We start from the raw sequence: 24,241 nt of genomic DNA, 5'->3' as shown, positions 1-24,241 counted from the left end.
GAACTAAGAACTAAGAACTAAGAACTAAGAACTAAGAACTAAGAACTAAGAACTAAGAACTAAGAACTAAGAACTAAGAACTAAGAACTAAGAACTAAGAACTAAGAACTAAGAACTAAGAACTAAGAACTAAGGACTAAGGAATCTAAAATCAACAATCTAAAATCTAAAATTCTAAATGGGTGCTTTTGTAATTAGTAAAAGATTTAATGATGAGTATAAGTTTGTGTTTACTTCTCGAAAAGGAAAAGTAATTTTTACAAGTTTAAGTTATGAGTTGAAATTTGAATGTGAGGAAGATATTGAGAAGTTTAAAGCGAATATAGAGCAGGCTAGATTTTTGAAATTTAAAGGTTCAGGAGGCAAGTATTTCTTTAAATTGATGTTGGGGGAGGTTCATTTTGCAACAAGCCGAAAATACACTACGGAATTGCTTTTGCAGAAAGGAATAAAGGAAATTGTGACTTACGGATCAAAAGCGGAAATATTAGATTTTTCTTCTAGTGAATCGATTTTTGAAGATGAGGTTGTTGATGAGGAAGTTGTAGAATAAAAAAAAGGCGTTTTGAATATTTTCAAAACGCCTTTTTTTTATTTATCGAAATTAATAAATAAAAAAAAACCATCTCGCCTGGCGGGATGGTTTTAAATCTTTAGAGCTGTGTCTAATTATTTAGCAGCTTCTTCAACTTTTGCAGCAGCAGAATCAACTACAGCAGCAGCAGAGTCAACAGTTGCAGCAGCAGAATCAACTACAGCAGCAGCAGAATCAACAACAGCAGCAGTAGAATCTACAGCTCCTTCAGTAGCTGCAGCGTCAGCTTTTTTACAAGATACAACAGTTAAAACAGCAACAACAGCTAAACTTAAAAATACTTTTTTCATCTTACTTTATTATAAAAGGTTAATTATTAATTCGTGGCAAAGATATAAATTTTTTAATATGTAAAATATTTTTTCATATTTTTTTTAAAATATTTTCGTTGCTCACGATTATCTTAGTTATCAAATAATATGCCAAAATAGTAAAAATTTATTATATTATTGTATTTTTCGAGTAATTTATTTTTCTTTAAAGATTCTATAACCAAATTAGCTAATTTGCTTGGCTTAGTTGCACTTTGTTTTGCTTTTTCTTGATTTATTGGTAAACAAGAAATAGCTTAAAAGAGGTATTTAAGAAGTTTTTCCGGTAAAAAAGTCTTTAAAAGCAAAAATAGAGGTTTTAAATGTTTATGAAATCGTTTCCATAATGCGATTTGTAGCTCCTTTATTGTCCTGAATGTATTTCTTACAAATTTTTCCTTTTTGCTGCAGAAAATTTTCCTCTGAAATCATTTGGTCAAAAATGTGTTTCAATTCTTTAGTATCTGAAATAACGAAACAACCACCTAGTGAAACTAATTCAACAGCTTCTGCAAAATTAGAATAATTAGGTCCTATAACAATGGGGATGCCAAAGGTTGCGGGTTCTAAAATGTTGTGAATTCCCGGATTTCCAAAACCACCGCCTACATAGGCAAACGTTCCGTAACTATAAATTTTGGTTAGTAAACCAACAGTGTCAATGATGAATACGTTGTAATCGGTGAGATTTTTATTTTCTTTTTCAGAGAATAAAACGGTCGGTTTAGTGATTTGTGATTTTAGATTTAATATTTGCTCAGGTTTAATATTATGCGGGGCAATAATAAATTTTACGTTTTCTGGCGCCTGATTGATGTATTCAATTAATAAAACTTCGTCTTTGGGCCAGGAGCTTCCAATAATGATAGTGGTCTGGTTATTTTTGAAACTTTCGATAAAATCAACTGTATTGTCTCTTTTTAAAATAGCGGCAACACGATCAAAACGGGTATCTCCGGAAACAATCACGTTATGAAAACCAATGGCTTCAATTTTTTGTTTCGAACTTTCATTTTGAACAAAAAAATAAGTAAAGGTTTCGAGTGCTTTTCGATAAAAACCACCATACCATTTAAAGAACATTTGCTTGTCTCTGAAAATTCCTGAAATCAGGTAAGTAGGTGTTTTTAGATTTTTTAATTCACTTAAATAATTTAACCAAAATTCATATTTAATAAAGAAAACCATTTCCGGGTGAACTAATTTCAGAAACTTTTTTGCATTGCTTTTGGAGTCCAAAGGTAAATAAACGGTAACGTCAGCAACGGTATTGTTTTTTCGGACTTCATATCCGGATGGTGAAAAGAAAGTGACAATAATTTTATGAGAAGGGTATTTTTCTTTAATTTTTTCAATCACAGGCAAGCCTTGTTCGTATTCGCCCAAGGATGCCGAATGAAACCAGATTGTCTTGTCTGACGGTTTTATTTTTTCTTCTAAAATAGAGAAAACATTTTTTCGCCCATCAACAAAAAGTTTAATTTTCGGACTAAAAAGCGCAACAATTTTCAGAAAAAACGCAGCAACAGAAATGACTAAATTGTACAGAAAAAGCATGTGTTTATTTTTGTGGCTAAAATACGTTTCTTTCGATTATTTTCATTGTTTGACGGCATTAAATAACTATTTTTGTTCTTTCAAATTGAAGAATTGACTTCAAAATCAATTCTTGCGTTTTATATAAAGAAAGATAAATGAAAAAAATTCAAATGGTTGACTTAAAGAGTCAATACGAAAAAATAAAAGAAACTGTTGATGCTTCTATTCAGGAAGTTTTAGATACGAATACCTACATAAATGGACCTTTGGTGCATCAGTTTCAAAAAAATCTGGAAGAATATTTAGAGGTAAAACACGTGATCCCGTGTGCAAATGGTACCGATGCTTTGCAAATCGCGATGATGGGTTTGGATTTAAAACCAGGTGATGAGGTAATTACTGCCGATTTTACTTTTGCTGCAACAGTTGAGGTGATTGCGCTATTGCAATTAACTCCGGTTTTGGTTGATGTTGATGTGGTAAATATGAACATTGATATCGAAGCGATTAAAAAAGCAATTACGCCTAAAACAAAAGCAATTGTTCCGGTCCATTTGTTTGGCCGAGCTGCCAATATGGATGCCATTATGGAAATTGCTGCAGAACATAATTTGTATGTAATCGAAGATAATGCACAGGCAATCGGAGCTGATTATGTTTCGAAAACGGGAGTGAAAAGCAAAGTAGGCGTGATTGGTCACGTAGCTGCAACGTCATTTTTTCCTTCTAAAAATTTAGGCTGCTACGGAGATGGTGGTGCTATTTTTACCAATGATGATAAATTAGCACACATCATTCGCGGAATCGTTAATCATGGAATGTATGAGCGTTATCACCATGATGTTGTCGGGGTGAATTCACGTTTGGATAGTATTCAGGCAGGGGTTCTAAATGCTAAATTGCCATTATTAGACGAATACAATAAAGCGCGTCGTCGTGCTGCCTCAAAATACAATGCTGCTTTTGCAGGACATAAAAACATCATTACGCCGGAATTTGATGCAAGCGAAAATGATCATGTTTTTCATCAATATGTGTTGAGAATTATAGATGCCGATAGAAATGCGTTGATGCAGCATTTGCTGGACAAAGCAATTCCGTGTGCGATTTATTATCCAATCCCGTTGCACTCTCAAAAAGCGTATGTTGATACACGTTACAAAGAAGAGCAGTTTCCTGTAACCAATCAATTGGTGAAAGAAGTAATTGCTTTGCCAATGCACACTGAGCTGGATGACGAGCAAATTAAATTTATTACGGATTCTGTATTAGAATTTTTGAAATAAGAAATAATAAACCAAATAAACAGTACAAAACAACCAAAGAATGAAAGTATTAGTAACAGGAGGATTAGGATTTATTGGTTCTCACACCGTAGTCGAATTGCAAAATGAAGGTTTTGAAGTAGTGATAATCGATAATTTATCTAATTCCTCAGAAGATGTTTTAAAAGGAATTACAGCCATTACAGGTAAAACGCCAATTTTTGAAAAATTAGATTTAAGAGAAAAATCAGCAGTTCAAAATTTCTTTAAAAAACACAATGATGTTACGGGAGTAATTCATTTTGCGGCTTCGAAAGCAGTGGGTGAAAGTGTAGAGCAGCCTTTGTTATATTATGAAAACAATATTGCTTCATTAGTGTATTTGTTACAGGAATTACAGCAAAAACCGGAGGCAAGTTTCATTTTCAGTTCGTCTTGTACGGTTTACGGTCAGGCCGAAAAAATGCCAATTACCGAAGATGCTCCTGTGCAGGCAGCAATGTCTCCGTACGGAAATACAAAGCAAATTGGAGAAGAAATCATTATAGATACGGCAAAAGTTACGAATATCAGCGCTATTTTATTGCGTTATTTCAATCCAATTGGAGCGCATTCTTCTACTGAAATTGGAGAATTACCTTTGGGTGTTCCTCAGAATTTAGTGCCGTTTATTACACAAACAGGAATGGGATTACGCCAGGAATTATCTGTTTTTGGTAATGATTATCCAACTCCTGACGGAACTGCGGTTCGTGATTATATTCATGTGGTAGATTTAGCGAAAGCGCATGTTATCGCATTACAGCGTTTGTTCAATAAAAAGAATTTGCAAAAAGTAGAAACTTTTAATTTAGGAACCGGAACAGGAAGTTCTGTTTTGGAAGTAATTAATAGTTTCGAAAAAGTAAGCGATAAAAAACTGCCTTATAAAATTATGCCGCGCCGTGAAGGCGATATCACCGAAGCATACGCTAATACTGATAAAGCAAATAATGTTTTGGGCTGGAAGGCAGAATTAAGCCTTGATGAAGCAATGGCAAGTGCCTGGAAATGGGAGCAGAAAGTTCGTTCATAAAGAAGAATATTTTATAAAAATAAATACTGTAGAGACGTACAGCAGTACGCCTAACATTACAAGAATAAAAAATCCCAAATAATCGGTTTAGATTGTTTGGGATTTTTATTTTAAGACAATTTATTTTGTAAATTTGTAAGAATTAAAGCATAGGAATTATGGGTTTGCGAAAAGAAAATGAAGAAAGTGCTTTTGATTTTGATGCTGAATTTGCCAAGGGATTGACCCTGGAAGAAGCAAAAGTAGAATCAATCAGAAGAATTAGAGAATGGTGGGGAGATGAAAAGTCTAAAATTCAGAAACCAAAAACAGATTTGGAAACTTTTGATTTTGATACTGAGTTTGAAAGAGGATTAACTCCAGAAGAATTTAAATCTGAAATGGCTAAAAGAATAAAAGCTTATCCTTGGAAATAATGTTTTTCCTAAATAAAAGACAAAATCCTCACAAACAATTGTTCATGAGGATTTCATTATATAGATCTTGTAAAGTTGCACTGCAGTGCAACTCTACCAATTACGCATTCGCTGTAACAGCTTCTTTATCAATTTTATTAATCAGGCCAGCCAATACTTTTCCTGGTCCAACTTCGGTAAACAAAGTAGCGCCATCAGCGATCATTTGTTGTACAGATTGTGTCCATTTTACAGGAGCAGTCAACTGAATGATTAAGTTCTTTTTAATTTCGTTGGCATCAGAAACAGCATTTGCCGTTACGTTTTGATACACTGGGCAAATAGGAGTTGAGAAAGTAGTTGCTTCGATTGCGGCAGCCAATTCTTCTCTTGCAGGCTCCATCATTGGCGAGTGAAATGCTCCACCAACAGGTAGAATTAACGCACGTTTTGCTCCTGCAGCTTTCATGGCTTCACAAGCTTTTTCTACGGCTGTAGTTTCTCCAGAAATTACCAATTGTCCAGGGCAGTTATAGTTGGCAGCAACTACAACTCCGTCAATAGATGCACAAACTTCTTCCACAATATTATCTGCTAAACCTAAAACCGCAGCCATGGTTGATGGCGTGATTTCGCAGGCTTTTTGCATTGCCAGAGCACGTTGCGAAACTAATTTTAAACCATCTTCAAAAGATAAAGCTCCGTTGGCAACCAATGCCGAAAATTCTCCTAAAGAATGTCCTGCAACCATTTCAGGTTTAAAATCTTCGCCTAAAGTTTTAGCCAGAATAACCGAGTGCAAAAATACGGCTGGTTGTGTAACTTTAGTTTCTTTTAGTTCTTCGGCTGTACCTTCAAACATGATATCTGTAATTCTAAAACCTAATATTTCATTGGCTTTTTCGAATAATTCTTTGGCTAAAGCCGATGTTTCATATAAGTCTTTGCCCATTCCTGTAAACTGTGCGCCCTGACCTGGAAATACGTATGCTTTCATTTTGTGCTAAATTTAATTCAGTATCATTTTCATACTGAGGTTATTTTTTTTGAATGCAAAAATAACACTTTTTTTAGCTTGAATAATTCTTAAACATATAAATCCACAATAATCGTGAAAATCGAAGGTTGAAAAATGAAAAAGAGATAATTACACCGGCTATAATCGGGATAATTCTCAAATCGAAAGTCTTCTCGAAGAAAAACTGCGCAATACAATATGTCGCAATCGCCTGAGCAACTGTTAATCCATAATTTACGTACATTGCACCAAAGAAATACCCAGGCTCTTTCTGAAATGTATAATGACAATGACTGCAGCTTTCATTCATTTTTGGAAAACCAAAATTCAGAAAAATGTTTTTGTCTTTAAAAACTTTTCCTTTGTGACAATTCGGACATTCATTTTTCAGGATATGTGTTAAGGTGTTTGACATGACTTTGTTTGTTTTTATTTACACAAAGGTATCTTAGAATCGTATGAATTCTTTTTTATATCTTCGCCACTTATAGCACAATAAAGACATTTTGTTTGAAATTCCAATAAAAAAATTCCAAATTCCAAAAATCTACAATCTAAAATCTAAACTCTACAATCTTAACTCTAAACTCTAATCCGTATGAAAAAATACCCCATTTATAGTGTTCAGAATTTTAGTTGCAACGATATCCATCGGGAATTTTATGTCAATACATTCAAAGAACATCTAAAAAGCCACAGTTTTATAGAAGAACCACATCGTCATGACTCGTATTTGATGGTTTTCTTTACGAATGGTTCCGGAATTCACGAAATAGATTTTGACCGATTCGACATAAAAAACGGAAGTCTATTTGTTTTACAGCCCGGACAAATGCACCATTGGAGTTTGTCTGAAGACATAGAGGGTTACGTAATTATCTTTTCGCAGGAATTGTATAATTTGTATTTCGGGCAAAAGAAAATCAACGATTATAATTTTTACCATTCCATTCACAATCGCCCGGAAATGGTTTTTGAAGAAAACGAAATGCTTAAAGTCTTGCCTTTTTTTAATTTATTAATCGAAGAAAATAAACAAAACAATAAATTACAATTAGACAAATTGCTCAATATTCTGGATTGCATTCATATCGAAATTTCCAGAAAATACAGCGAAACCTACTCGCATCAGGCCCATTCTTATAATATTAAAATTGATGCTTTCGAGCAGCTTTTGGAACATAATTTTAAAGCTGAAAAAGCACCGTCATTTTATGCAGAAAAATTAAATATCACTTTAAAACATCTCAACAGAATCTGCAACGAAATCCTCCAAAAAACCGCCACAGAAGTAATTATGGACAGAGTGATTCTCGAAATAAAACGAATGCTGATCGACAAGCAATTAGCGGTAAATGAAGTCGCTTATAAAGTAGGCTACGACGACTATTCCTATTTCTCAAGGGTCTTCAAAAAGCAAACCGGTTTTTCTCCAACAGAATTTCGAAATGCTGTACGATGATTTTTAAGTTTGCCACAAATTTCCACGAATTATTATTTTTCTGCCACAGATTAAAGGATTCTATGGATTTTAAATCTGTGAAAATCTTTTAATCTGTGGCAAAAAAACTTATGCTTTGAGAAAAAATTCGTCGAAATTCGTGAATTCGTGGCGATTTTTTTTGCACACAAAACCCTGTACTTCCTAAAAAGTACAGGGTTTTTTAACCAACCAAATTAAACCTAATTTATTATAGAATTATGCTTGTTTAGCAAATTGCAATTCAATATTCAAACGAACTTCTTCGCCTACCAAAACACCACCTGTTTCAAGAGCAGAGTTCCAGTTTAATCCCCAATCTTTACGATTGATTTTTCCTTCGATACTCAAACCAACTTTGGTATTTCCCCATGGATCAGTCAGGATTCCGCTAAATTCTACCGGAAATTTTACTTCTTTCGAAACGCCTTTGATAGTTAAATCTCCAGTCAATTCATAAGCTCCATCGTTGATTTTTTTGAAAGAAGAACCTTTAAAAGTTAATTTCGGATGATTGTCAACATCAAAAAAATCGCCGCTTCTCAAGTGACCGTCTCTGTCTGCATTTGCAGTGTCTATAGAAGCGATGTCACCAGAGAATTCAATAGCTGCATTTTCGAAATCATCACCTTCAGTAGTGATTGTTGCATCATAAGTTCCAAATTTTCCTGAAACATTAGTAAACATCATGTGTTTAACTTTAAAACCAATTTCTGAGTGTGTTGGGTCAATTGCCCATTTTGTAGTTGCCATAAATTTATTTTTTAAAAAGATTAATTTCATTTTGATAGGACAAAGTTACAGCCACACTACGCGAAAGGCACTTAACCTAGATTAAGAAATAAAAAAAAGGTAAACCTAAAGTGATAATTAAAGGGGAGTCATCCGAGAATAGGAAAAGAGCGAATTAGGCCAAATTTGACGTCCCTGATGTCAAATTTGACGTTCCCGATGTCAAGTTTGACGTTCCCGATGTCAAGTTTGACGTCCCCGATGTCAAGTTTGACGTCCCTGATGTCAAATTTGACGTCTCCGATGTCAAATTTGACGTAGGCAGACGTCAAATTTGGGGTTCTAGCAAAAAAAACGATAAACAAACTGAAAAATCAGCTTGCTTATCGTTTCCTGAAAAAAAAAGTATGAGTTGTTTTTCGAATTAATAATTCATCGGAATATCCATCAATAAAAATTCTGCATCCGTAGTTGCTTTAATATTCAGGGTATCAGTTCCTGAAATCCCAACAGCATCACGAGTGTTCAATTCCTGACCGTTGATCGTTACATTTCCTTTCAAAATAAAAGCATAAACGCCGTTTCCTTCTTTCTTGATTTTGTATTCTGTTGCAATTCCGGCATCAAAATTCGCCATATTAAACCAGGCATCCTGATGAATCCAAACGCCCTCATCATCTGCATTTGGAGATAATATCTGAGACAATTTATTGTGTCTGTCCGCAACATTCAATGTAATTTGCTGGTAGCGAGGCTCCACATTTCTCTTGTTCGGAAACAACCAGATTTGCAGCAATTTAGTCTGCTGATCCGCATTTGGGTTAAACTCACTATGCTGAATTCCAGTTCCGGCACTCATCACCTGAACATCACCATTTTTGATGATTTCGGTATTTCCCATGCTGTCTTTGTGCGCTAAATCACCTTCAAGCGGAATCGTAATAATTTCCATATTATCGTGAGGATGCGTTCCAAAACCCATTCCGCCCGCAATCGTATCATCGTTCAAAACGCGAAGCGCTCCAAACTGAATTCTTTCAGGATTGTACCAACTTGCAAAACTAAAACTGTGGTAAGCATTAAGCCAGCCGTGATTTGCATTTCCTCTTGTCTCTGCTTTGTGTACTACTATATTTTCCATGATGTTATGTGTTTTATTATTTATAGTACAAATTTACAACCAACATCCTTCAAAAGCACTTAATCTAGGTTAAGAAAAGTTTTTCCTGAAGTTTCAGAGCTTCTAAGTCGCTAAAATTCTAAGGTTTTTCAGGAGCAGAAGCCATAGTTTTCAAAAGAACGTCCGGTCCTGCTATCCGCTTCAATCTTTTGTGCCGAACCCCGGCACAAAAGGATTTCCACTTCTATCAGGGCTAAATTTGATGTTTTGTTTTTTATAAGAATCTTTGTGTTGGGAAGGTTTAAAGGTCCAGAGGTACAAAGGTTCAGAAGGTAAAGGTTTGGATACTCGAAGACTAATTAGTTTTTACATTTTAGAAAAAGTAACCACAAACTTGTCATTTCGACGAAGGAGAAATCCCCGCAAGTAGCTCCACAATCAAATTCGCAAAGGGTCAAATTCGCAAAGGTTTTCCACAAACTTGTCATTTCGACGAAGGAGAAATCCCCGCAAGTAGCTCCGCAATCAAATTCGCAAAGGTTTTCCATAATCTTGTCATTTCGACGAAGGAGAAATCTCCGCAAGTAGCTCCACAATCAAATTCGCAAAGGTTTTCCACAAACTTGTCATTTCGACGAAGGAGAAATCCCCGCAAGTAGCTCCGCCTGCTAAATCGTCAATCTTAGTCCACAAATCCCCGCAAGTAGCTCCACAATCAAATGCGCAAAGGTTTTTCCATAATCTTGTCATTCCAAGGAACGAGCAATCCCCGCAAGTAGCTCCACCTGCTAAATCGCCAATCTTTGTCGAGCTACTTGCGGAGATCTCTCCTCCGTCGAGATGACAAGATTGTGGTTAAGTTCAAAGGAAAATAAAACTTTGCGCCTTCGCGCCTTTGCGAGCTAAAAAAAAACCGAATTATTTTATTTTAATCAATTTCCCTTTTCCTGTTGAACTATCAAGATAATTCCCTCCATCTCTCTTATCGTGCATATAAAATAGAATAGTATCTTTTTTGATTTGATCTTTCGAAATACTAATGATTAAATCAGTATTTATGAAATTTTCCAGCAATATTACATTGCCATAAGAGATTTTTCCTTTTGGCTGATACTTGTTGTCAAAAACAAAAACACTATCCTTAAAAGTAATTTTATCCTTCTGGACGTATAAGTCGTAATCTTCTAATAGGTAATTGTAGCGGCCATTAAGTTTATCATTTTCCTGAGGGTTGAAATTGATAAAAAAGAAAGTGGTTATTAAAATAAAATATTTCATAAGGGTTTTGTTAGCTATATTGACTTATAAATTGTTGCACCACCATATCGGTATTCTCATGGCGTTTTTTGTTTTCCAGTGCAATGGGCGGAGCAGCTCTTTCGAGGCAATCCTTTACATCGCAGGTTTCGCAGGTTACACCCACGATTCTTTTTACCAATGGTTTCCCTTCGATAAATTTAAACTTCTTTTTCATCGCTGGTGTAATCAGAATTCCAACCGAAATACTGCGAATGTTATCTTTCACAAACGGATCTTTAGTAGCCGATGAAAAAACCAGATATTCGTTCCCGCTATGCACATAACTCGAAATCTGCGCGTCAAAAAAATGCGGTTTGTTTTGCCTGATCGCTTCATCAATAGTTTTTACCGAAACCCATCGTCTGCAATAATGCTCGTTGGTTTCATTGGCGTGCGGTTCCTGCTGATTGGTAATATGCAATTCCTTCTTGATTTGATAAACATCAGACCCAATCGGGTGCGACATTCTCAAAAAGAACAAGTTTTTTAGGTGAAAATCCTTCGGTAATAAATTGGTCAATCGCTGATAGAACGATTCCGGAGAAACGTCAAAACTTTCAATTAACGAAACAAATTCCTCTGGATTTGGCTTTTCATTATGTAGAAAATCATTGATTTTATCCACAACTAATTTTCTTGGTAATAATAGCGCTCCCGCAAAATAAGAAGCATAAAAATTATTCAGAACCTGATCAAAATTTTCAAATTTAATCCAGCTGAAAGTCAGTAAACGATCTGATATTTTAAGGTAATTATAAGCGATTTCTTTAGCCAAAATAAAAGCTTTTTGCGGCGCATCAATTTCTGTCGAAAGCAATAACGTCTTGCTTTTTGGTACATAAATCGAACGCAGATCACCCAAGGCTTCCTGATCGGTAAAAGCAATTTCTTTGACCGAATAATCGTATTCTTCTTTAAGTATAGCTTCTAATTCTTCAATCGTAATTTTCGAATCCAAATTGATCTGAAACGACTTCGAGAACTCAATGACTTTGTTTTCTAAATCTTCAAAGTAATTGCTGTGCGCTTCCTGGTACGAACGCAATGCAGCCAGAAAAAAGCTTTCTCGGCTTAAATTATAATGCTGCGCAATTTCGATAATCGTACTAATAAAAGCATTGACTTTGGCCGGAGCATTGGCAATAATGTCAATCAAATCTGCTTCCTGAATCCCGAAAAGCTCCAACGGAATCTCTTTTAGAATCCCTGATTTCAAAATTTCGCCAATCGGAGCGAGGTTGTTATCCAGCTTTAGAGAAACCATTTGATCGTAACTGGTCTCCAGATGTTCGCACAGAAGCAAGATTTTATCTGTTTTAGGATATTTTTTCCCCTTTTCAATTTCGTTTAAGTACGATTTTGAAAGGTTTGTCAATTTGGCTAAGCCAAAAAGTGAAAGATTTTTTTGTGTTCTGACTTGCTTGAGTTTCAGCCCAAAGATCAGCTTTATATAGTCTTTTTCGATATCCATGATTCAAATATAGCTAATTAAAAAATAATCGCCAAAAAATTATTTTACATATTTAGCGAACGTTCGCTTGTTTTGTAAAAAACTTTTTTCTAATATTGTGGTGTAGAAATTATTATATATCAAATCGTTGCAATTAAAATAGAGAAACGATAGTGATGTAATTAATGAAAAATAAAATCCGCAGCTATGAAAAACCAATTAGAGATTACCGAAACGGCAATGGAATTTTTAGCCGAAAAGAAGCTTTCTTATCCAACTATCTGGACAGACGAAGCGATTGCTTTTATAACCGATTTGCATCGAAAATTCGAATCGCAGCGAAAACTGTTGTTGTTGCAGCGCGATCAAAAACAAGTCGAATTTGATAAAGGCATCCTGCCAACTTTTCCTTCAGAAACCAAAACCGTAAGAGAAAGCAATTGGGTAGCCGGAGAAATTCCGAAAGATTTACTAGACAGAAGGGTAGAGATAACTGGTCCAGTTGATCGTAAAATGATAATCAATGCCTTAAATTCTGGAGCCAAAACATTTATGGCTGATTTTGAAGACAGCACTTCACCAACCTGGCAAAACCTGATGGATGGACAGGTAAACTTAATTGATGCAGTAAACAAAACCATTACGCTTACCGATTTAGCAAAAGGAAAAACCTATCAGTTAAATGAAAAAATAGCGACTTTAATTGTACGTCCGAGAGGCTTACATCTTTTAGAAAAGCATATTTTAATTGATGGATCAATGGTTTCAGGTTCGTTGATAGACTTTGGTTTGTATGTGTTTCACAACCATAAAAAGTTGTTGAAAAACAATTCTGGACCGTATTTCTATATTCCAAAATTAGAACATTATCTGGAAGCACGCTGGTGGAATAACGTAATCGATTTTACAGAAGATTACCTAAAACTGAAGAGAGGAACTATAAAAGTGACGGTGCTAATCGAGACCATTACAGCAAGTTTTCAGCTGGACGAAATTATATACGAATTAAAAGAACACATCGTTGGCCTGAACTGTGGTCGTTGGGATTACATCTTTTCATATATCAAGAAATTCCGCAAGAATCCGAAGTTTATCGTTCCCGATCGCGATCAGGTAAACATGACTTCGCCTTTTATGAATGCGTATTCGAATTTGGTAATTCAGAGATGCCACAAACGCGGAATTCATGCGATTGGCGGAATGGCAGCTCAAATTCCGATAAAGAATAATGAAGAGGCTAATGCAGTCGCTTTCGCGAAAGTGAAAACCGACAAAGAACGTGAAGTTCGAAACGGTCACGACGGAACCTGGGTCGCACATCCGGATTTGGTTTCGATAGCAAAAGAAATCTTTGATAAAGGAATGCCAGGCCCGAATCAGATTCATGTAAAAAGAGAACATCGCAAAATCACAGAAGCAGATTTGATTGAACCACCAATCGGAATCATAACAGAAAACGGCGTTCGCAAAAACATCAACGTTGGTGTTTTGTATCTGGCTTCCTGGCTAAACGGACAAGGTGCCGCAGCCTTACATAATCTGATGGAAGATGCCGCAACAGCCGAAATTTCGAGATCGCAATTGTGGCAATGGCTTCAGAATAAAGTGATTTTGGATAATGACAAAGAATTGAATCTGGCGTATTATCACGAATTGGCTTTGGATGAATTCAGAAAAATAAAAGAGGAATTAGGGGAAGAAAATTATGAAAAGCGTCAATTTCCTCTAGCCGAAAAAGTACTGGAAAGATTAGTTGTTAATACTGATTTTGTTGACTTTTTGACGATTCCGTGTTACAAATATTTATAATTTTTTAAACACATAGAAACATAGGCTTAGTTTTCAAAACAAGATAATTTTAAAAAATCTAGATTTTCACACATAGCTATGTGTTTTTAAACTAGTAAAACGCCTTTAACCACAAAGGAAAACTATGTTTCTATGTGTTAAAATAAAACACAAAGAATATTTTTTTAAGTCTCAGTTGAAAACTGAAAACTGCGACTGCAAACTTTACTTACTAACCACTTTAACTATATTATTTATGAGAACAACAGAAGACAGAATTCAGGAATTGATTAACGATTGGATTACAAACCCAAGATGGAAAGGTGTTGAACGTCCTTATACCGCGACAGAAGTGGTGACGCTTCAGGGTTCGTATCAAATTGAACACTCTATTGCCAAAATGGGAGCACAAAAATTATGGAGAAAGTTAAAAAGTCAGGATTATGTTGCTGGTTTGGGAGCGCTGACAGGAAATCAGGCAATTCAGGAAGTCGATGCAGGTTTGGAAGCAATTTATTTAAGTGGCTGGCAAGTGGCAGCCGATGCTAATTTGGCTGGTGAAATGTACCCGGACCAATCGCTTTATCCTGTAAATAGCGTACCAATGGTGGTAAAAAAAATTAATAGTGCTTTATTGCGTGCTGATCAGATTCAGGTGGTAAATGAAGTGGAAGATAAAAAAGATTACTTAGTTCCGATTGTAGCGGATGCCGAAGCGGGTTTTGGAGGAAACTTAAACGCCTTTGAACTGATGAAAGCCATGATTGAGGCTGGTGCTTCAGGAGTTCATTTTGAAGATCAATTGAGTTCTGCTAAAAAGTGCGGGCACTTAGGAGGGAAAGTTTTGGTACCAACACAAGAAGCGATTAACAAACTGGTTGCTGCTCGATTGGCGGCCGATGTTATGGGAACTCCCACGCTTATTGTGGCAAGAACAGATGCTGATGCTGCCAATTTATTGACCAGTGATGCCGATCCTAGAGATGCTAAATTCATCACTGGAGAAAAAACCAACGAAGGTTTCTTTTATGTAAAAAGTGGAATTGAGCAGGGAATTGCAAGAGGTTTGAGCTACGCGCCATACGCCGATTTGATTTGGATGGAAACCAGTAATCCGGATTTGGTGTATGCTAAAAAATTCGCAGATGCCATGAAAAAAGAGTTTCCGGATAAAATGTTAGCTTACAATTGTTCGCCATCTTTCAATTGGGCTGCAAAATTATCAGTTGCTGAGATGGAAACCTTCAGAGAGGATTTGGCTGCCATGGGATACAAGTTTCAGTTCATTACTTTGGCGGGATTCCATGCTTTGAATACGAGTATGTTCGAATTGTCTAAAGCGTATAAAGAACGCGGAATGGCGGGCTACTCAGAATTGCAGGAAAGAGAATTCGCGTTACAGAAAAACGGATTCAGAGCAGTGAAACATCAGGCTTTCGTAGGAACTTCTTATTTTGATGCCGTTCAGAATACGGTAACAATAGGAAAATCAACTACTACAGCAATGAAACATTCTACAGAGGTGGAGCAATTTTAATTTTTTTTCCGCCACGAATTCACGAATTTTATTCTCAAAGATTGTGAAAAATAATTCGTGAATTCGTGGCGGAAAATTTATTTTTTTAAAAGTCTTGCTTTCATTTTACTGAAAAACTCAGGCGTAACGCCAATAAAAGAAGCGATTTGTTTTTGCGGGACTTTATAAACCAGTGAACCATATTTGGAACAAAATTTCTCAAAACGTTCTTCGGCGGGTAAACTCAAATTATCCATCAATCGCTGTTGATTGGCGACTAAAGAATTTTCGATTAAGATTCTGAAGAAGCGCTCCAGTTTTGGAATTTCCAAAAACAATTGTTCCTGATTTTCTTTGGATAAAGAAACCACTTCGGCATCTTCTAAAACTTCTATAAAAAGCTGTCCCGGTTTTTGCGAAAAATAACTGTACATATCGCTCATCCACCAGCCCTCACAGGCAAATGCTAAAACATGCTCGACAATATTATCATTGATATTGAAGCTTCTTAAAATACCCGAATTGACAAAATACGAATGTTTGCAGACCTCGCCCGCGCTTAATAAGATGGTTTTGGCTTTGTAGGTATGTGTTTCTGTTTTAGACAAAAAAAGCGCTTGCTCTTCCGGAGTAAGTGAAACGTGTTTGGCAATATTTTCTAGAATTACTGCCATTTATTTTTTTACTAAAGTGAAAGAAGTGGCTTTAAAACGATTATTTTCAACTGTTCCTGTTACTGAAGCTTTGCGGATAGCGTTGCAAAAACCATCTTCGGCATGGGCATCACCATGATCATGAATCGTTGTGCCATCTACGTAATACGATTTTCCGTCGATACGAACAGCTAAATCACAGCCTTTTCCTTCCATCCCAAATTGGCATTCGCCACAAGCGGTTTCAACGATTTGAGGTTTTTCTTTTGATTTTTTGTCTTGCGCCTGAGTTGCAATTCCAACAAATAGGAATACTATAAAAAGTGCTTTTTTCATCTTTATGAGTTTACGGTTATTAATTTGGCTGTTGCTTTTGCACGATCAACGATTTCTTCGATTGGTGTTGATAAAGTATCATGACTCAGGACAACTCCCATTCGGCGATAAGGTCTTGAAGTTGGTTTTCCAAAAATTCTGAAATCTGTTCTGGGTAAAGCGGCTACTTTTTCTATTCCGGTAAAAGTTGGATTTGTTGAATCTTCCGAAGCTAAAATTACGGCACTGGCTCCGGCTTTTTCTAACGTAATTTCGAAAATTGGTAAACTCAAAATAGCGCGCAAATGCAATTCGAATTCATTGAAATTTTGTGTTCCTGCCAAAGTTACCATTCCGGTATCGTGTGGGCGAGGAGAAAGTTCAGAGAAATAAACGCCATCATTGGTTAGGAAAAATTCAACTCCAAAAAGTCCTGCGCCACCCAATGCTTCTGTGATCTTTTCGGCCATATCCTGCGCTTCGTAAAGATCTTTTTCTGAAACTTGCGCCGGCTGCCAGCTTTCTTGGTAATCGCCGCGTTCTTGTCGGTGACCGATTGGAGCGCAAAAAAGCGTTGGATTGTTATTTTGAGTAATCGTCAAAAGCGTAATCTCCGAATGGAAGTTAACAAAGGCTTCTACAATTACCTCGATTACGTCGCCACGAGAACCAGCTACGGCATAATCCCAGGCTTTCAAAATATCTTCTTGCGTTTTTATCGTCGATTGTCCTTTTCCGGAAGACGACATTAATGGTTTTACCACACAGGGAATTCCAACTTCCTGAACCGCTTTCTGCAATTCTTCTGCCGAAGTTGCGTATTGGTATTTGGCAGTTTTTAAACCCAATTCTTTGGCTGCCAAATCACGAATAGCTTTACGGTTCATGGTAAAGTTGGCTGCTTTCGCCGATGGAACTACGGTAATACCCTGTTTTTCGTAATCGTAAAAACGTTCGGTGCGGATGGCTTCTATTTCGGGAACGATAAAATCGGGTTGGTGTTTGGCTACGATTCGGTCAAGTGCTTCGCCGTCGAGCATATTGATAACTTCAAAACCGTGAGCGACCTGCATGGCTGGAGCATTTTCGTAACTGTCAACAGCTATTATGGTTTGTCCGATTCGTTGGGCTGCAATGACAAATTCTTTGCCTAATTCGCCTGAACCCAGGAGTAGTATTTTCATTTTGGAGTTTTGTAAAATTGGAGTAGTAAAAGTAGCGAAAAATGTTTTTAACCGCAAAGTTCTGTTTATTTGTGTTGCTGTAGCGACGCACTGCAGTGCGTCTGCACAATCTATATTTAACCGCAAAGTCCTCAAAGATTTATGTAAAGAACACCAATTAATTGATTCTCTCGCAGATTTTGCAGATTCGGCAGATTTAATTATAAAACTGGTAATTTTGAATTGCCTCCAGCTTTAGCTGGAGGAATAAAATTGAGTGGCAGGGCTTTAGCCAAATTTCGCGGTTTTTGGCTAAAGCCGAATTGTGACATTTTTTTAACCACCAGCTAAAGCTGGAGGCAATTCAAAATTGGTAAGGAATTATTTTTTGAAAATAAGACATTCTTGTTATATGGTTTTGGGTTAGGGATAGGAACGATATCCTTTTGTTTTTTTCTTTAAAAAACAAAAGATATAGTGGATAGCCCGCCCGCCGCGGCGGGAACCCCATAAAAAAACCGATACTTAATTAGCATCGGTTTTGTGTTTTAATGAAAATGATCTTCTTCAATTTCAAATTCGGCATCTTTTTCCCAGATTTCCATTTCGCAGGGTTTACAATTGAATTTTAGTTTGTATTCCAACTCGCCTTGTTTCAATACTAATGGTTCTTTTACTTTCACACCTACAATGTCTTTTTGGTGAATCGGACATTTTTTCAGCTCGTATTTAATGCAATATTTAGTGGTCATTACACGAGATTTTCCTGGATCCCATTGTAATTCGAATGCTTTTTCTATTTCGGTAACACCGTGACGTTCGTAGAATTTACGAGCCGTTTTGTTCGAAACGTTGTACATAAAATCCAGTTTGGTTTCAGGGTACGGATGTGACGTTTTAACCATTTGGTGTTCTTCGCGTTTGTAGTTTTTCAAACGAATCTCAGACAATTGGTCGAAAACATTTCTTCTCATTTCGTTGATTTTCGAAATAGGAAGGAACCAGTTTTGAGAGAACATCACATTGATTTCGTCAGCGCTGTAAGGTGTAAAACCTGTTTTTGCCAACTGTGTTTTGATGTTTTCTTCGATTGATTCGCCCGTTTTAGTCTGCTCTTTCGAATGCTCTAATTTTACAACACTTACGTTTCCGTCTTCGTCGGTTGCGATTAATTCGAAACCATTTTCGTTTTCGGTTAGCAATAAAGTAGTACCAATTTTTCTAATGGCGCTGTCTTCTCTTTCTACAATTTTGATAAAAGCGGCATCGTTATTTCGGTAAATAAACGTTCCTTCTTTTACATCTTTTAAAACGTTCGGGTAAATTTTACCGTTTTCGGCTTTGTTTACGTAGATTCCGTCTGCTTCGTTATTTTCGTTGATGAAGCAAAGTCCGTCACCATTGTTTAGCAATTCGCCGTTTTCGATTTCGTAAGCGTTACCAACAGTTCGGATTAATTTACCAATATATTGCCCTTTTGATTTTGGGCTTTCCCAGGAACCAATCGAAGCGTGTCTTTCGTTTACAAAATAATCCGTGTAACCACGATTAAAAGTTCGGCTAAGAGTTGAGTCGAAAGTAAAAGTACATTTTCCAGAAGAAGCTTTGGTGTATTTATCGCTTCCGGCTCCGTCTAAAAAGTGGTCTAATTTCTGGCGAAGATAAGAGACGTTATTTTTTACGTAAACGATATCTTTTAGACGTCCTTCGATTTTAAAAGAAACAATTCCGGCCTCAATCAAATTAGGAATTTGGTCTGAAACATCTAAATCTTTTATAGAAAGTAAGTGACTGTTTTTGATTAAAGTTTCACCGTTTCCGTCGATTAAGTTGTATGGTAAACGACAGTTTTGAGCACAGGAACCACGATTGGCGCTGCGTTCTCCGTTGGCAACACTCATATAACAGTTTCCACTAAAAGATACACATAAAGCACCTGTTACGAAAAATTCTAACTCAACATCGGCCTCGTCATAGATTTGTTTGATTTGGTGAAGATTCAATTCACGCGCTAAAACCACACGTTTGATTCCGGCATCTTTTAAGAATTTGATTTTATCAGCATCACGATTATTGGCTTGTGTACTGGCGTGAAGCACGATAGGAGGCAACTCCATTTCCATAATCGCCATGTCCTGAATAATCAAGGCATCAACACCAATTTCGTATAAATCCCAAATCATTAAACGACACGTTTCTAATTCGTTATCGTATAAGATGGTATTCATAACCACAAAAACCTGTGCATTAAAAAGGTGTGCGTATTTTACCAATTCGGCTATATCTTCGATTGAATTGGTTGCGTTTGAACGTGCTCCAAATTGTGGCGCACCAATATAAACAGCATCTGCACCACTATTAATGGCTGCAATTCCCTGAATTAAATCTTTAGCAGGAGCTAATATTTCTATTTTCTTCTTCATTTTAGAACTTTAGGCTTTTCGTGTGTTCACGAAAAAAAGTCTGCAAAGTTCTTATAATTATTTTGAGTTTGCTAATGATAAAGGGATTTTTTTGAAATAGTTAACTAATATGGAATGGTTACAGTTTTTTATATGAATCGTTCCTACAGAACTTTTTAGATGTTCTATGATTATTCAACGGATTAAAATCCGTTGCTATAAAATGAAACGTTCCTACGGAACTCAAAAAGTCTATTTATCATCTCTGTCCAAATGTTCTTTTTGCTCCAGTTCTTTTTTTCTGGGCGTTTTTTCTTCGTAACCTAAATGGGTATTTCCTTCGGTTAACGGATCTATTTTTCCTTTTTTAAGGTCGTCTATTAAATCTGTGGGCACTGTAAAATTGTCTCTTGTAGAAGTTCTGGGCACTTCTGTTTGTTCAAAGACTTCGTTGTTTAAGCGCTCTTTTTGACTTTTGTCGTCGTTCTCTTTGTTGTATTTCGTATCCATGATCGTGTATATTAGATGTTAGTTTTTATGTTTTAAAGTTATATCTAAATTGTTTGAACGGCCTTATACAACTATGACTCAATGTTCTATAATTGTAACTTATCTATATAGAAAAACTACCTGAAAATAGCTCATCAGGTAGTTTTTAGCATTGAATAGTGAACCCAATTGGGTTTAGGCATTCAATCTTTTCGCTTTGATTTTTTCCAATGTAATTTGGATGCTGTTTAATTGTTTAGATACAAGAGCAATTTGATTTAATTCAAGTTCATTTTTTTCTAGAGCCATTTTGTATTTTTCAATAGCGGCTTCTTCTCCGGTTACACAAGCATTAATAATAGCTTCAGTGTCGCCACTTGTAAACGATGATTTAATATCAATCCATGCGCGGTGTAAAGCTCCTAGTGGTCCGCCACCGGAAGTATCTGTTGATTTTCCTAGTTTATTGATTTCGTCTTGCAGTTCTACAATAAAAAGGGCTCTTTCTCTTGCGAACTCCAGGAAATCAGTTTTGATTGCCGGACTGCTTACGTGCTCTGCAGCATTAGTATATCCTAATTTACCATCTTCCAGAATTGAAATTAATCCTTCTAAAGTTCCAACTGCTTCTTTTGTGTGTTCATCTGTATGTATCATGATGTTTAATTTTTAAGTTAATGTATAATACAAAGATGGGACTTTAGGGCGCTTGGTGTTTTATAGAATTGTCCTGATGATTTATAAAATTGTAGAATGGGAATTATGAAAACAGCTCTAAAGGCTAACTTCTTAAAGGTGTTTAAATTGAAAAACTATACTTATTAGGAGCCTATAAATTGGTCAGAACCCCAAATTTGGCGTCTGTTATGTCAAACTTGACATCAGGAACGTCAAATTTGACGTAATTGACTTGTTTTAAAAAAAGATGGAGATCGAACTTTTCTAAAATTCGAAATTGATATGTGTGGCTGAAAATATTCTTTTGAAAATAAAATGTTCTCGTCTAAGGGTCTGGGTTAGGGATAGAAGTGGAAATCCTTTTGTGCCGGGGTTCGGCACAAAAGATTGAAACGGATAGCCCGGCCGGAGGCAACCCCATAAAAAAAAGCCTGACAGATTTTGAGGTCTATCAGGCTTTCTATATTGAAAAGTGTTTGGTGTTATACAGCCAAAGCTTCTTTGATTCTGCGTAAAGCTTCTTTAAGGATATCGTCGCTTGTTGCGTAAGAGAAGCGGATACAGTTTGGATTTCCGAAAGCATCACCTGTTACAGTTGCTACGTTTGCCTCTGCCAAAAGGTACATTGATACGTCGTTTGCATCTTTGATTTCGGTTCCTTTTAATGTTTTTCCGAAGAAAGAAGAAACGTCTGGGAAAACGTAAAATGCTCCTTCCGGAACGTTGATTTTGATTCCTGGAATTTCTTTTAATAATCCAACGACTAAATCTCTACGTGTGTGGAAAGCCTGAACCATGTGGTTTAACACGCTTGGATCTGCATCTACAGCCGTAATGGTAGCACGTTGCGCTACAGAGTTTGCTCCTGAAGTTACCTGCCCTTGGATTTTTGTACACGCTTTTGCGATGAATTCTGGTGCTCCGATATAACCAATTCTGTATCCTGTCATAGCAAATGCTTTTGCTACTCCGTTTACCGTAATGGTTTTTTCTAACATTCCAGGGATTGAACCGATACTGCAGAAAGTTCCTGAGAAATTGATGTGCTCATAAATTTCGTCGGCAACTACATATATATTTGGGTGTTTTTCTAAAACTTTTGCTAATGCTGTTAATTCTTCTCTGCTGTAAACAGAACCAGAAGGATTACAAGGCGAAGAGAACCACATCATTTTTGTTTTTGGTGTGATAGCTGCTTCTAATTGCTCAGGCGTAATTTTGAAATCGGTATCTACAGATGTTGGAACTTCAACAGGAACTCCTCCTGAAAGTTTTACGATTTCGAAGTAAGAAACCCAGTATGGTGCTGGCAAAATAACCTCGTCACCATCATTAAGCATTACTTGTGCAATGTTGTATAAAGATTGTTTGGCTCCTGTAGAAACTACGATTTGAGATGGTTTGTAATCTAAACCGTTGTCTCTTGAGAATTTTCTTGAGATAGCTTCTCTTAATTCTAAATATCCTTCTACTGGAGAATAGGTGCTATAGTTTTCGTCAACTGCTTTTTTTACAGCTTCTTTGATAAAATCCGGAGTGTTAAAGTCAGGTTCTCCTAAACTTAAACTGATGATGTCTTTTCCTTGTGCTTTTAATTCACGAGCTAATGCAGCCATTGCTAATGTTTGCGAAGTCGCTAAGTTGTTGATTCTGTCCGAAAGAATGTGATTCATTGTGTGTAGTTAATTGCGGTTTATTATTTTATTTTTTTGATTATTTTTTTATCTGTTGTAAAGACGCACTGTAGAGACGCACTGCAGTGCGTCTCTACTATGTCCTATTGTGTTATGCAATTTCAGGTTTCATTCCAAGATCGCGTAAATGTTTGTAATGTGCCAGAACAGCGCCACGCATGGTTTTGAATTCGTAATAAGGCAAATTGCATTCTTTAGCTGTTTCTTTTACTATTTCAGCAATTTTACCGTAGTGCACGTGACTGATGTTTGGAAAAATATGGTGTTCGATTTGGTGATTTAAACCACCCGTAAACCAGTTGATGATTTTGTTTTTTGGAGCAAAGTTAGCTGTAGTGTACAATTGGTGAATTGCCCAGGTATTTTCGATTTCGCCTTCTTCATTCGGAACCGGGTTTGAAGTTTCCTCGACAACGTGTGCCAACTGAAAAACGATACTCAAGATAAGTCCAGCTGTGTAATGCATTACGAAAAACCCGATGACAACTTTCCACCATGCTACTCCTAAAACCATTGGTAAAACCATCCAGATTAAAACGTAAATGATTTTTGTGATAACCAACACTGTCCAAAGTTTCGTAGGACTTTGTGGTGTTCCGTATGATAATTTTCTTCTTAGATAATTCTTCATTTGCTTAAAATCGGTTGTTAAAGCCCAATTGAAAGTCAATAATCCGTATAAAAAGAAAGAATAGTAATGTTGAAATTTATGAAAACGGTGCCATTCAGCATTTTGTGTAAAACGAATGATTCTTCCGGCATCTAAATCTTCATCATGACCGTGAATGTTGGTATAAGTATGGTGGAGTACATTGTGCTGTACCTGCCAGTTGTGTACATTTCCGGCTAAGATATAAATACTTCCGCCCATGATTTTGTTGATCCAGCTTTTGTTTGAATACGAACCGTGGTTACCGTCGTGCATTACGTTCATTCCAATACCGGCCATTCCGATTCCCATTAGGATATTCAGCAATAATTGTCCCCAAAAAGGAAGGTTTTCTAGTGTTAGAATTAAAAAATACGGCGTTAGGAAAACAGCAAAAAGAATAACAGCTTTTAGGTGCAGCTTCCAGTTTCCCGTTTTCTGAATGTTATTCTCTTTAAAGTAATTGTTTACCCGAGAATTCAATGTTCTGAAAAACTTCAGATTGTCTTGCTTAGCAAATGTAGGCGCAGTGTTATTCATAATAAATTTAAATAGGTGTCAAAGGTAATTATTATAAATTTTCAATTTACAAAATTGAGTTAAATATTTCAATCC

23 protein-coding genes are annotated in these 24,241 nt (G+C 36.4%); 7 read left to right on the top strand and 16 right to left on the bottom strand.

Translation table 11 applies throughout. From position 1 onward, the window contains the following. Positions 1 to 178: 178 nt before the first annotated feature. Positions 179 to 553, top strand: a complete 375-nt coding sequence (locus GON26_RS13175) for a DUF1508 domain-containing protein (protein ID WP_160375227.1) — start codon at positions 179 to 181, stop codon at positions 551 to 553. 116 nt (positions 554 to 669) lie between these two features. On the opposite strand, the gene GON26_RS13170 is transcribed toward GON26_RS13175, so the two are convergent. Together GON26_RS13170 and GON26_RS13165 are read right to left on the bottom strand one after the other, a co-directional pair. Next, positions 670 to 885, bottom strand: coding sequence for a PG1828 family lipoprotein (locus GON26_RS13170; RefSeq protein ID WP_160375226.1), 216 nt, complete (start codon positions 883 to 885; stop codon positions 670 to 672). A gap of 348 nt (positions 886 to 1,233) precedes the next feature. Continuing rightward, entirely contained in the window at positions 1,234 to 2,463 is a 1,230-nt protein-coding gene (locus GON26_RS13165; protein ID WP_160375225.1) for a 3-deoxy-D-manno-octulosonic acid transferase, read from the bottom strand. A 137-nt stretch (positions 2,464 to 2,600) separates the two neighbouring features. Here GON26_RS13165 and GON26_RS13160 point away from each other — a divergent pair, with 137 nt between their 5' ends. From GON26_RS13160 to GON26_RS13150, 3 genes are all read left to right on the top strand, one after another. Continuing rightward, positions 2,601 to 3,731: a DegT/DnrJ/EryC1/StrS family aminotransferase gene (locus tag GON26_RS13160; protein ID WP_160375224.1), complete on the top strand. Its 1,131-nt coding sequence runs from the start codon at positions 2,601 to 2,603 to the stop codon at positions 3,729 to 3,731. Positions 3,732 to 3,771: 40 nt separating this feature from the next. Beyond that, positions 3,772 to 4,785: a UDP-glucose 4-epimerase GalE gene (gene galE, locus GON26_RS13155; protein WP_160375223.1), complete on the top strand. Its 1,014-nt coding sequence runs from the start codon at positions 3,772 to 3,774 to the stop codon at positions 4,783 to 4,785. Positions 4,786 to 4,943: 158 nt separating this feature from the next. Continuing rightward, entirely contained in the window at positions 4,944 to 5,201 is a 258-nt protein-coding gene (locus tag GON26_RS13150) for a hypothetical protein (protein WP_160375222.1), read from the top strand. 100 nt (positions 5,202 to 5,301) lie between these two features. Here the strand turns inward: GON26_RS13150 and fabD are convergent, their stop codons facing one another. Together fabD and GON26_RS13140 are read right to left on the bottom strand one after the other, a co-directional pair. Next, positions 5,302 to 6,177, bottom strand: coding sequence for an ACP S-malonyltransferase (gene fabD, locus GON26_RS13145; protein WP_160375221.1), 876 nt, complete (start codon positions 6,175 to 6,177; stop codon positions 5,302 to 5,304). Positions 6,178 to 6,250: 73 nt separating this feature from the next. After that, a complete protein-coding gene (locus GON26_RS13140; protein ID WP_160375220.1) occupies positions 6,251 to 6,613 on the bottom strand; it encodes a DUF983 domain-containing protein in 363 nt (120 codons plus the stop codon). Between the two features lie 183 nt (positions 6,614 to 6,796). Between GON26_RS13140 and GON26_RS13135 the strand changes: the two genes are divergently transcribed. After that, positions 6,797 to 7,660: an AraC family transcriptional regulator gene (locus GON26_RS13135; protein WP_160375219.1), complete on the top strand. Its 864-nt coding sequence runs from the start codon at positions 6,797 to 6,799 to the stop codon at positions 7,658 to 7,660. Between the two features lie 237 nt (positions 7,661 to 7,897). Here GON26_RS13135 and GON26_RS13130 read toward each other — a convergent pair whose 3' ends face one another. The 4 genes from GON26_RS13130 to GON26_RS13115 all read right to left on the bottom strand — a co-directional run bounded on the left by GON26_RS13130 (position 7,898) and on the right by GON26_RS13115 (position 12,300). After that, a complete protein-coding gene (locus GON26_RS13130; protein ID WP_160375218.1) occupies positions 7,898 to 8,431 on the bottom strand; it encodes a YceI family protein in 534 nt (177 codons plus the stop codon). A 403-nt stretch (positions 8,432 to 8,834) separates the two neighbouring features. Continuing rightward, a complete protein-coding gene (locus GON26_RS13125) occupies positions 8,835 to 9,551 on the bottom strand; it encodes a pirin family protein (RefSeq protein ID WP_160375217.1) in 717 nt (238 codons plus the stop codon). A gap of 897 nt (positions 9,552 to 10,448) precedes the next feature. Then, complete coding sequence (locus GON26_RS13120) at positions 10,449 to 10,808, bottom strand: hypothetical protein (protein WP_160375216.1); 360 nt, start codon at positions 10,806 to 10,808, stop codon at positions 10,449 to 10,451. Between the two features lie 10 nt (positions 10,809 to 10,818). Next, complete coding sequence (locus tag GON26_RS13115) at positions 10,819 to 12,300, bottom strand: helix-turn-helix domain-containing protein (RefSeq protein ID WP_160375215.1); 1,482 nt, start codon at positions 12,298 to 12,300, stop codon at positions 10,819 to 10,821. A 186-nt stretch (positions 12,301 to 12,486) separates the two neighbouring features. Between GON26_RS13115 and aceB the strand changes: the two genes are divergently transcribed. Further along, complete coding sequence (gene aceB / locus GON26_RS13110) at positions 12,487 to 14,088, top strand: malate synthase A (RefSeq protein ID WP_160375214.1); 1,602 nt, start codon at positions 12,487 to 12,489, stop codon at positions 14,086 to 14,088. A gap of 235 nt (positions 14,089 to 14,323) precedes the next feature. Then, the gene (gene aceA, locus GON26_RS13105) at positions 14,324 to 15,604 is read left to right on the top strand and encodes an isocitrate lyase (protein ID WP_160375213.1); all 1,281 of its coding nucleotides are present in this window, start codon (positions 14,324 to 14,326) and stop codon (positions 15,602 to 15,604) included. A 77-nt stretch (positions 15,605 to 15,681) separates the two neighbouring features. On the opposite strand, the gene GON26_RS13100 is transcribed toward aceA, so the two are convergent. The 8 genes from GON26_RS13100 to GON26_RS13065 form a co-directional block, all read right to left on the bottom strand. Further along, positions 15,682 to 16,257 (bottom strand): Crp/Fnr family transcriptional regulator, encoded by a 576-nt coding sequence (locus GON26_RS13100; protein WP_160375212.1) that lies wholly within the window; start codon positions 16,255 to 16,257, stop codon positions 15,682 to 15,684. Further along, complete coding sequence (locus GON26_RS13095) at positions 16,258 to 16,572, bottom strand: DUF6370 family protein (protein WP_202110874.1); 315 nt, start codon at positions 16,570 to 16,572, stop codon at positions 16,258 to 16,260. 2 nt (positions 16,573 to 16,574) lie between these two features. After that, positions 16,575 to 17,753: a formate-dependent phosphoribosylglycinamide formyltransferase gene (gene purT / locus GON26_RS13090; RefSeq protein ID WP_317164713.1), complete on the bottom strand. Its 1,179-nt coding sequence runs from the start codon at positions 17,751 to 17,753 to the stop codon at positions 16,575 to 16,577. 509 nt (positions 17,754 to 18,262) lie between these two features. Further along, the gene (locus GON26_RS13085) at positions 18,263 to 20,137 is read right to left on the bottom strand and encodes a peptidase U32 family protein (RefSeq protein ID WP_160375210.1); all 1,875 of its coding nucleotides are present in this window, start codon (positions 20,135 to 20,137) and stop codon (positions 18,263 to 18,265) included. A 231-nt stretch (positions 20,138 to 20,368) separates the two neighbouring features. Next, entirely contained in the window at positions 20,369 to 20,626 is a 258-nt protein-coding gene (locus GON26_RS13080) for a hypothetical protein (RefSeq protein WP_160375209.1), read from the bottom strand. A 174-nt stretch (positions 20,627 to 20,800) separates the two neighbouring features. After that, a complete protein-coding gene (locus GON26_RS13075) occupies positions 20,801 to 21,262 on the bottom strand; it encodes a ferritin-like domain-containing protein (protein WP_160375208.1) in 462 nt (153 codons plus the stop codon). A 503-nt stretch (positions 21,263 to 21,765) separates the two neighbouring features. Further along, positions 21,766 to 22,956, bottom strand: coding sequence for a pyridoxal phosphate-dependent aminotransferase (locus GON26_RS13070; protein ID WP_160375207.1), 1,191 nt, complete (start codon positions 22,954 to 22,956; stop codon positions 21,766 to 21,768). 112 nt (positions 22,957 to 23,068) lie between these two features. Next, entirely contained in the window at positions 23,069 to 24,166 is a 1,098-nt protein-coding gene (locus GON26_RS13065; protein WP_160375206.1) for a fatty acid desaturase family protein, read from the bottom strand. Positions 24,167 to 24,241: the final 75 nt, after the last annotated feature.

Source organism: Flavobacterium hydrocarbonoxydans (assembly GCF_009789235.1).
GTDB classification, from domain to species: Bacteria; Bacteroidota; Bacteroidia; order Flavobacteriales; family Flavobacteriaceae; genus Flavobacterium; species Flavobacterium hydrocarbonoxydans.
The sequence above is the reverse complement of the archived record's forward strand: the minus strand, read 5'-3'. Positions and strand labels throughout refer to the sequence as shown.

Bases quoted from the DNA above. Each gene is read 5' to 3' on its own strand.
- GON26_RS13175 (WP_160375227.1), top strand. From the start codon at position 179: ATGGGTGCTTTTGTAATTAGTAAAAGATTTAATGATGAGTATAAGTTT.
- GON26_RS13170 (WP_160375226.1), bottom strand. From the start codon at position 885: ATGAAAAAAGTATTTTTAAGTTTAGCTGTTGTTGCTGTTTTAACTGTT.
- GON26_RS13165 (WP_160375225.1), bottom strand. From the start codon at position 2,463: ATGCTTTTTCTGTACAATTTAGTCATTTCTGTTGCTGCGTTTTTTCTG.
- GON26_RS13160 (WP_160375224.1), top strand. From the start codon at position 2,601: ATGAAAAAAATTCAAATGGTTGACTTAAAGAGTCAATACGAAAAAATA.
- galE (WP_160375223.1), top strand. From the start codon at position 3,772: ATGAAAGTATTAGTAACAGGAGGATTAGGATTTATTGGTTCTCACACC.
- GON26_RS13150 (WP_160375222.1), top strand. From the start codon at position 4,944: ATGGGTTTGCGAAAAGAAAATGAAGAAAGTGCTTTTGATTTTGATGCT.
- fabD (WP_160375221.1), bottom strand. From the start codon at position 6,177: ATGAAAGCATACGTATTTCCAGGTCAGGGCGCACAGTTTACAGGAATG.
- GON26_RS13140 (WP_160375220.1), bottom strand. From the start codon at position 6,613: ATGTCAAACACCTTAACACATATCCTGAAAAATGAATGTCCGAATTGT.
- GON26_RS13135 (WP_160375219.1), top strand. From the start codon at position 6,797: ATGAAAAAATACCCCATTTATAGTGTTCAGAATTTTAGTTGCAACGAT.
- GON26_RS13130 (WP_160375218.1), bottom strand. From the start codon at position 8,431: ATGGCAACTACAAAATGGGCAATTGACCCAACACACTCAGAAATTGGT.
- GON26_RS13125 (WP_160375217.1), bottom strand. From the start codon at position 9,551: ATGGAAAATATAGTAGTACACAAAGCAGAGACAAGAGGAAATGCAAAT.
- GON26_RS13120 (WP_160375216.1), bottom strand. From the start codon at position 10,808: ATGAAATATTTTATTTTAATAACCACTTTCTTTTTTATCAATTTCAAC.
- GON26_RS13115 (WP_160375215.1), bottom strand. From the start codon at position 12,300: ATGGATATCGAAAAAGACTATATAAAGCTGATCTTTGGGCTGAAACTC.
- aceB (WP_160375214.1), top strand. From the start codon at position 12,487: ATGAAAAACCAATTAGAGATTACCGAAACGGCAATGGAATTTTTAGCC.
- aceA (WP_160375213.1), top strand. From the start codon at position 14,324: ATGAGAACAACAGAAGACAGAATTCAGGAATTGATTAACGATTGGATT.
- GON26_RS13100 (WP_160375212.1), bottom strand. From the start codon at position 16,257: ATGGCAGTAATTCTAGAAAATATTGCCAAACACGTTTCACTTACTCCG.
- GON26_RS13095 (WP_202110874.1), bottom strand. From the start codon at position 16,572: ATGAAAAAAGCACTTTTTATAGTATTCCTATTTGTTGGAATTGCAACT.
- GON26_RS13085 (WP_160375210.1), bottom strand. From the start codon at position 20,137: ATGAAGAAGAAAATAGAAATATTAGCTCCTGCTAAAGATTTAATTCAG.
- GON26_RS13080 (WP_160375209.1), bottom strand. From the start codon at position 20,626: ATGGATACGAAATACAACAAAGAGAACGACGACAAAAGTCAAAAAGAG.
- GON26_RS13075 (WP_160375208.1), bottom strand. From the start codon at position 21,262: ATGATACATACAGATGAACACACAAAAGAAGCAGTTGGAACTTTAGAA.
- GON26_RS13070 (WP_160375207.1), bottom strand. From the start codon at position 22,956: ATGAATCACATTCTTTCGGACAGAATCAACAACTTAGCGACTTCGCAA.
- GON26_RS13065 (WP_160375206.1), bottom strand. From the start codon at position 24,166: ATGAATAACACTGCGCCTACATTTGCTAAGCAAGACAATCTGAAGTTT.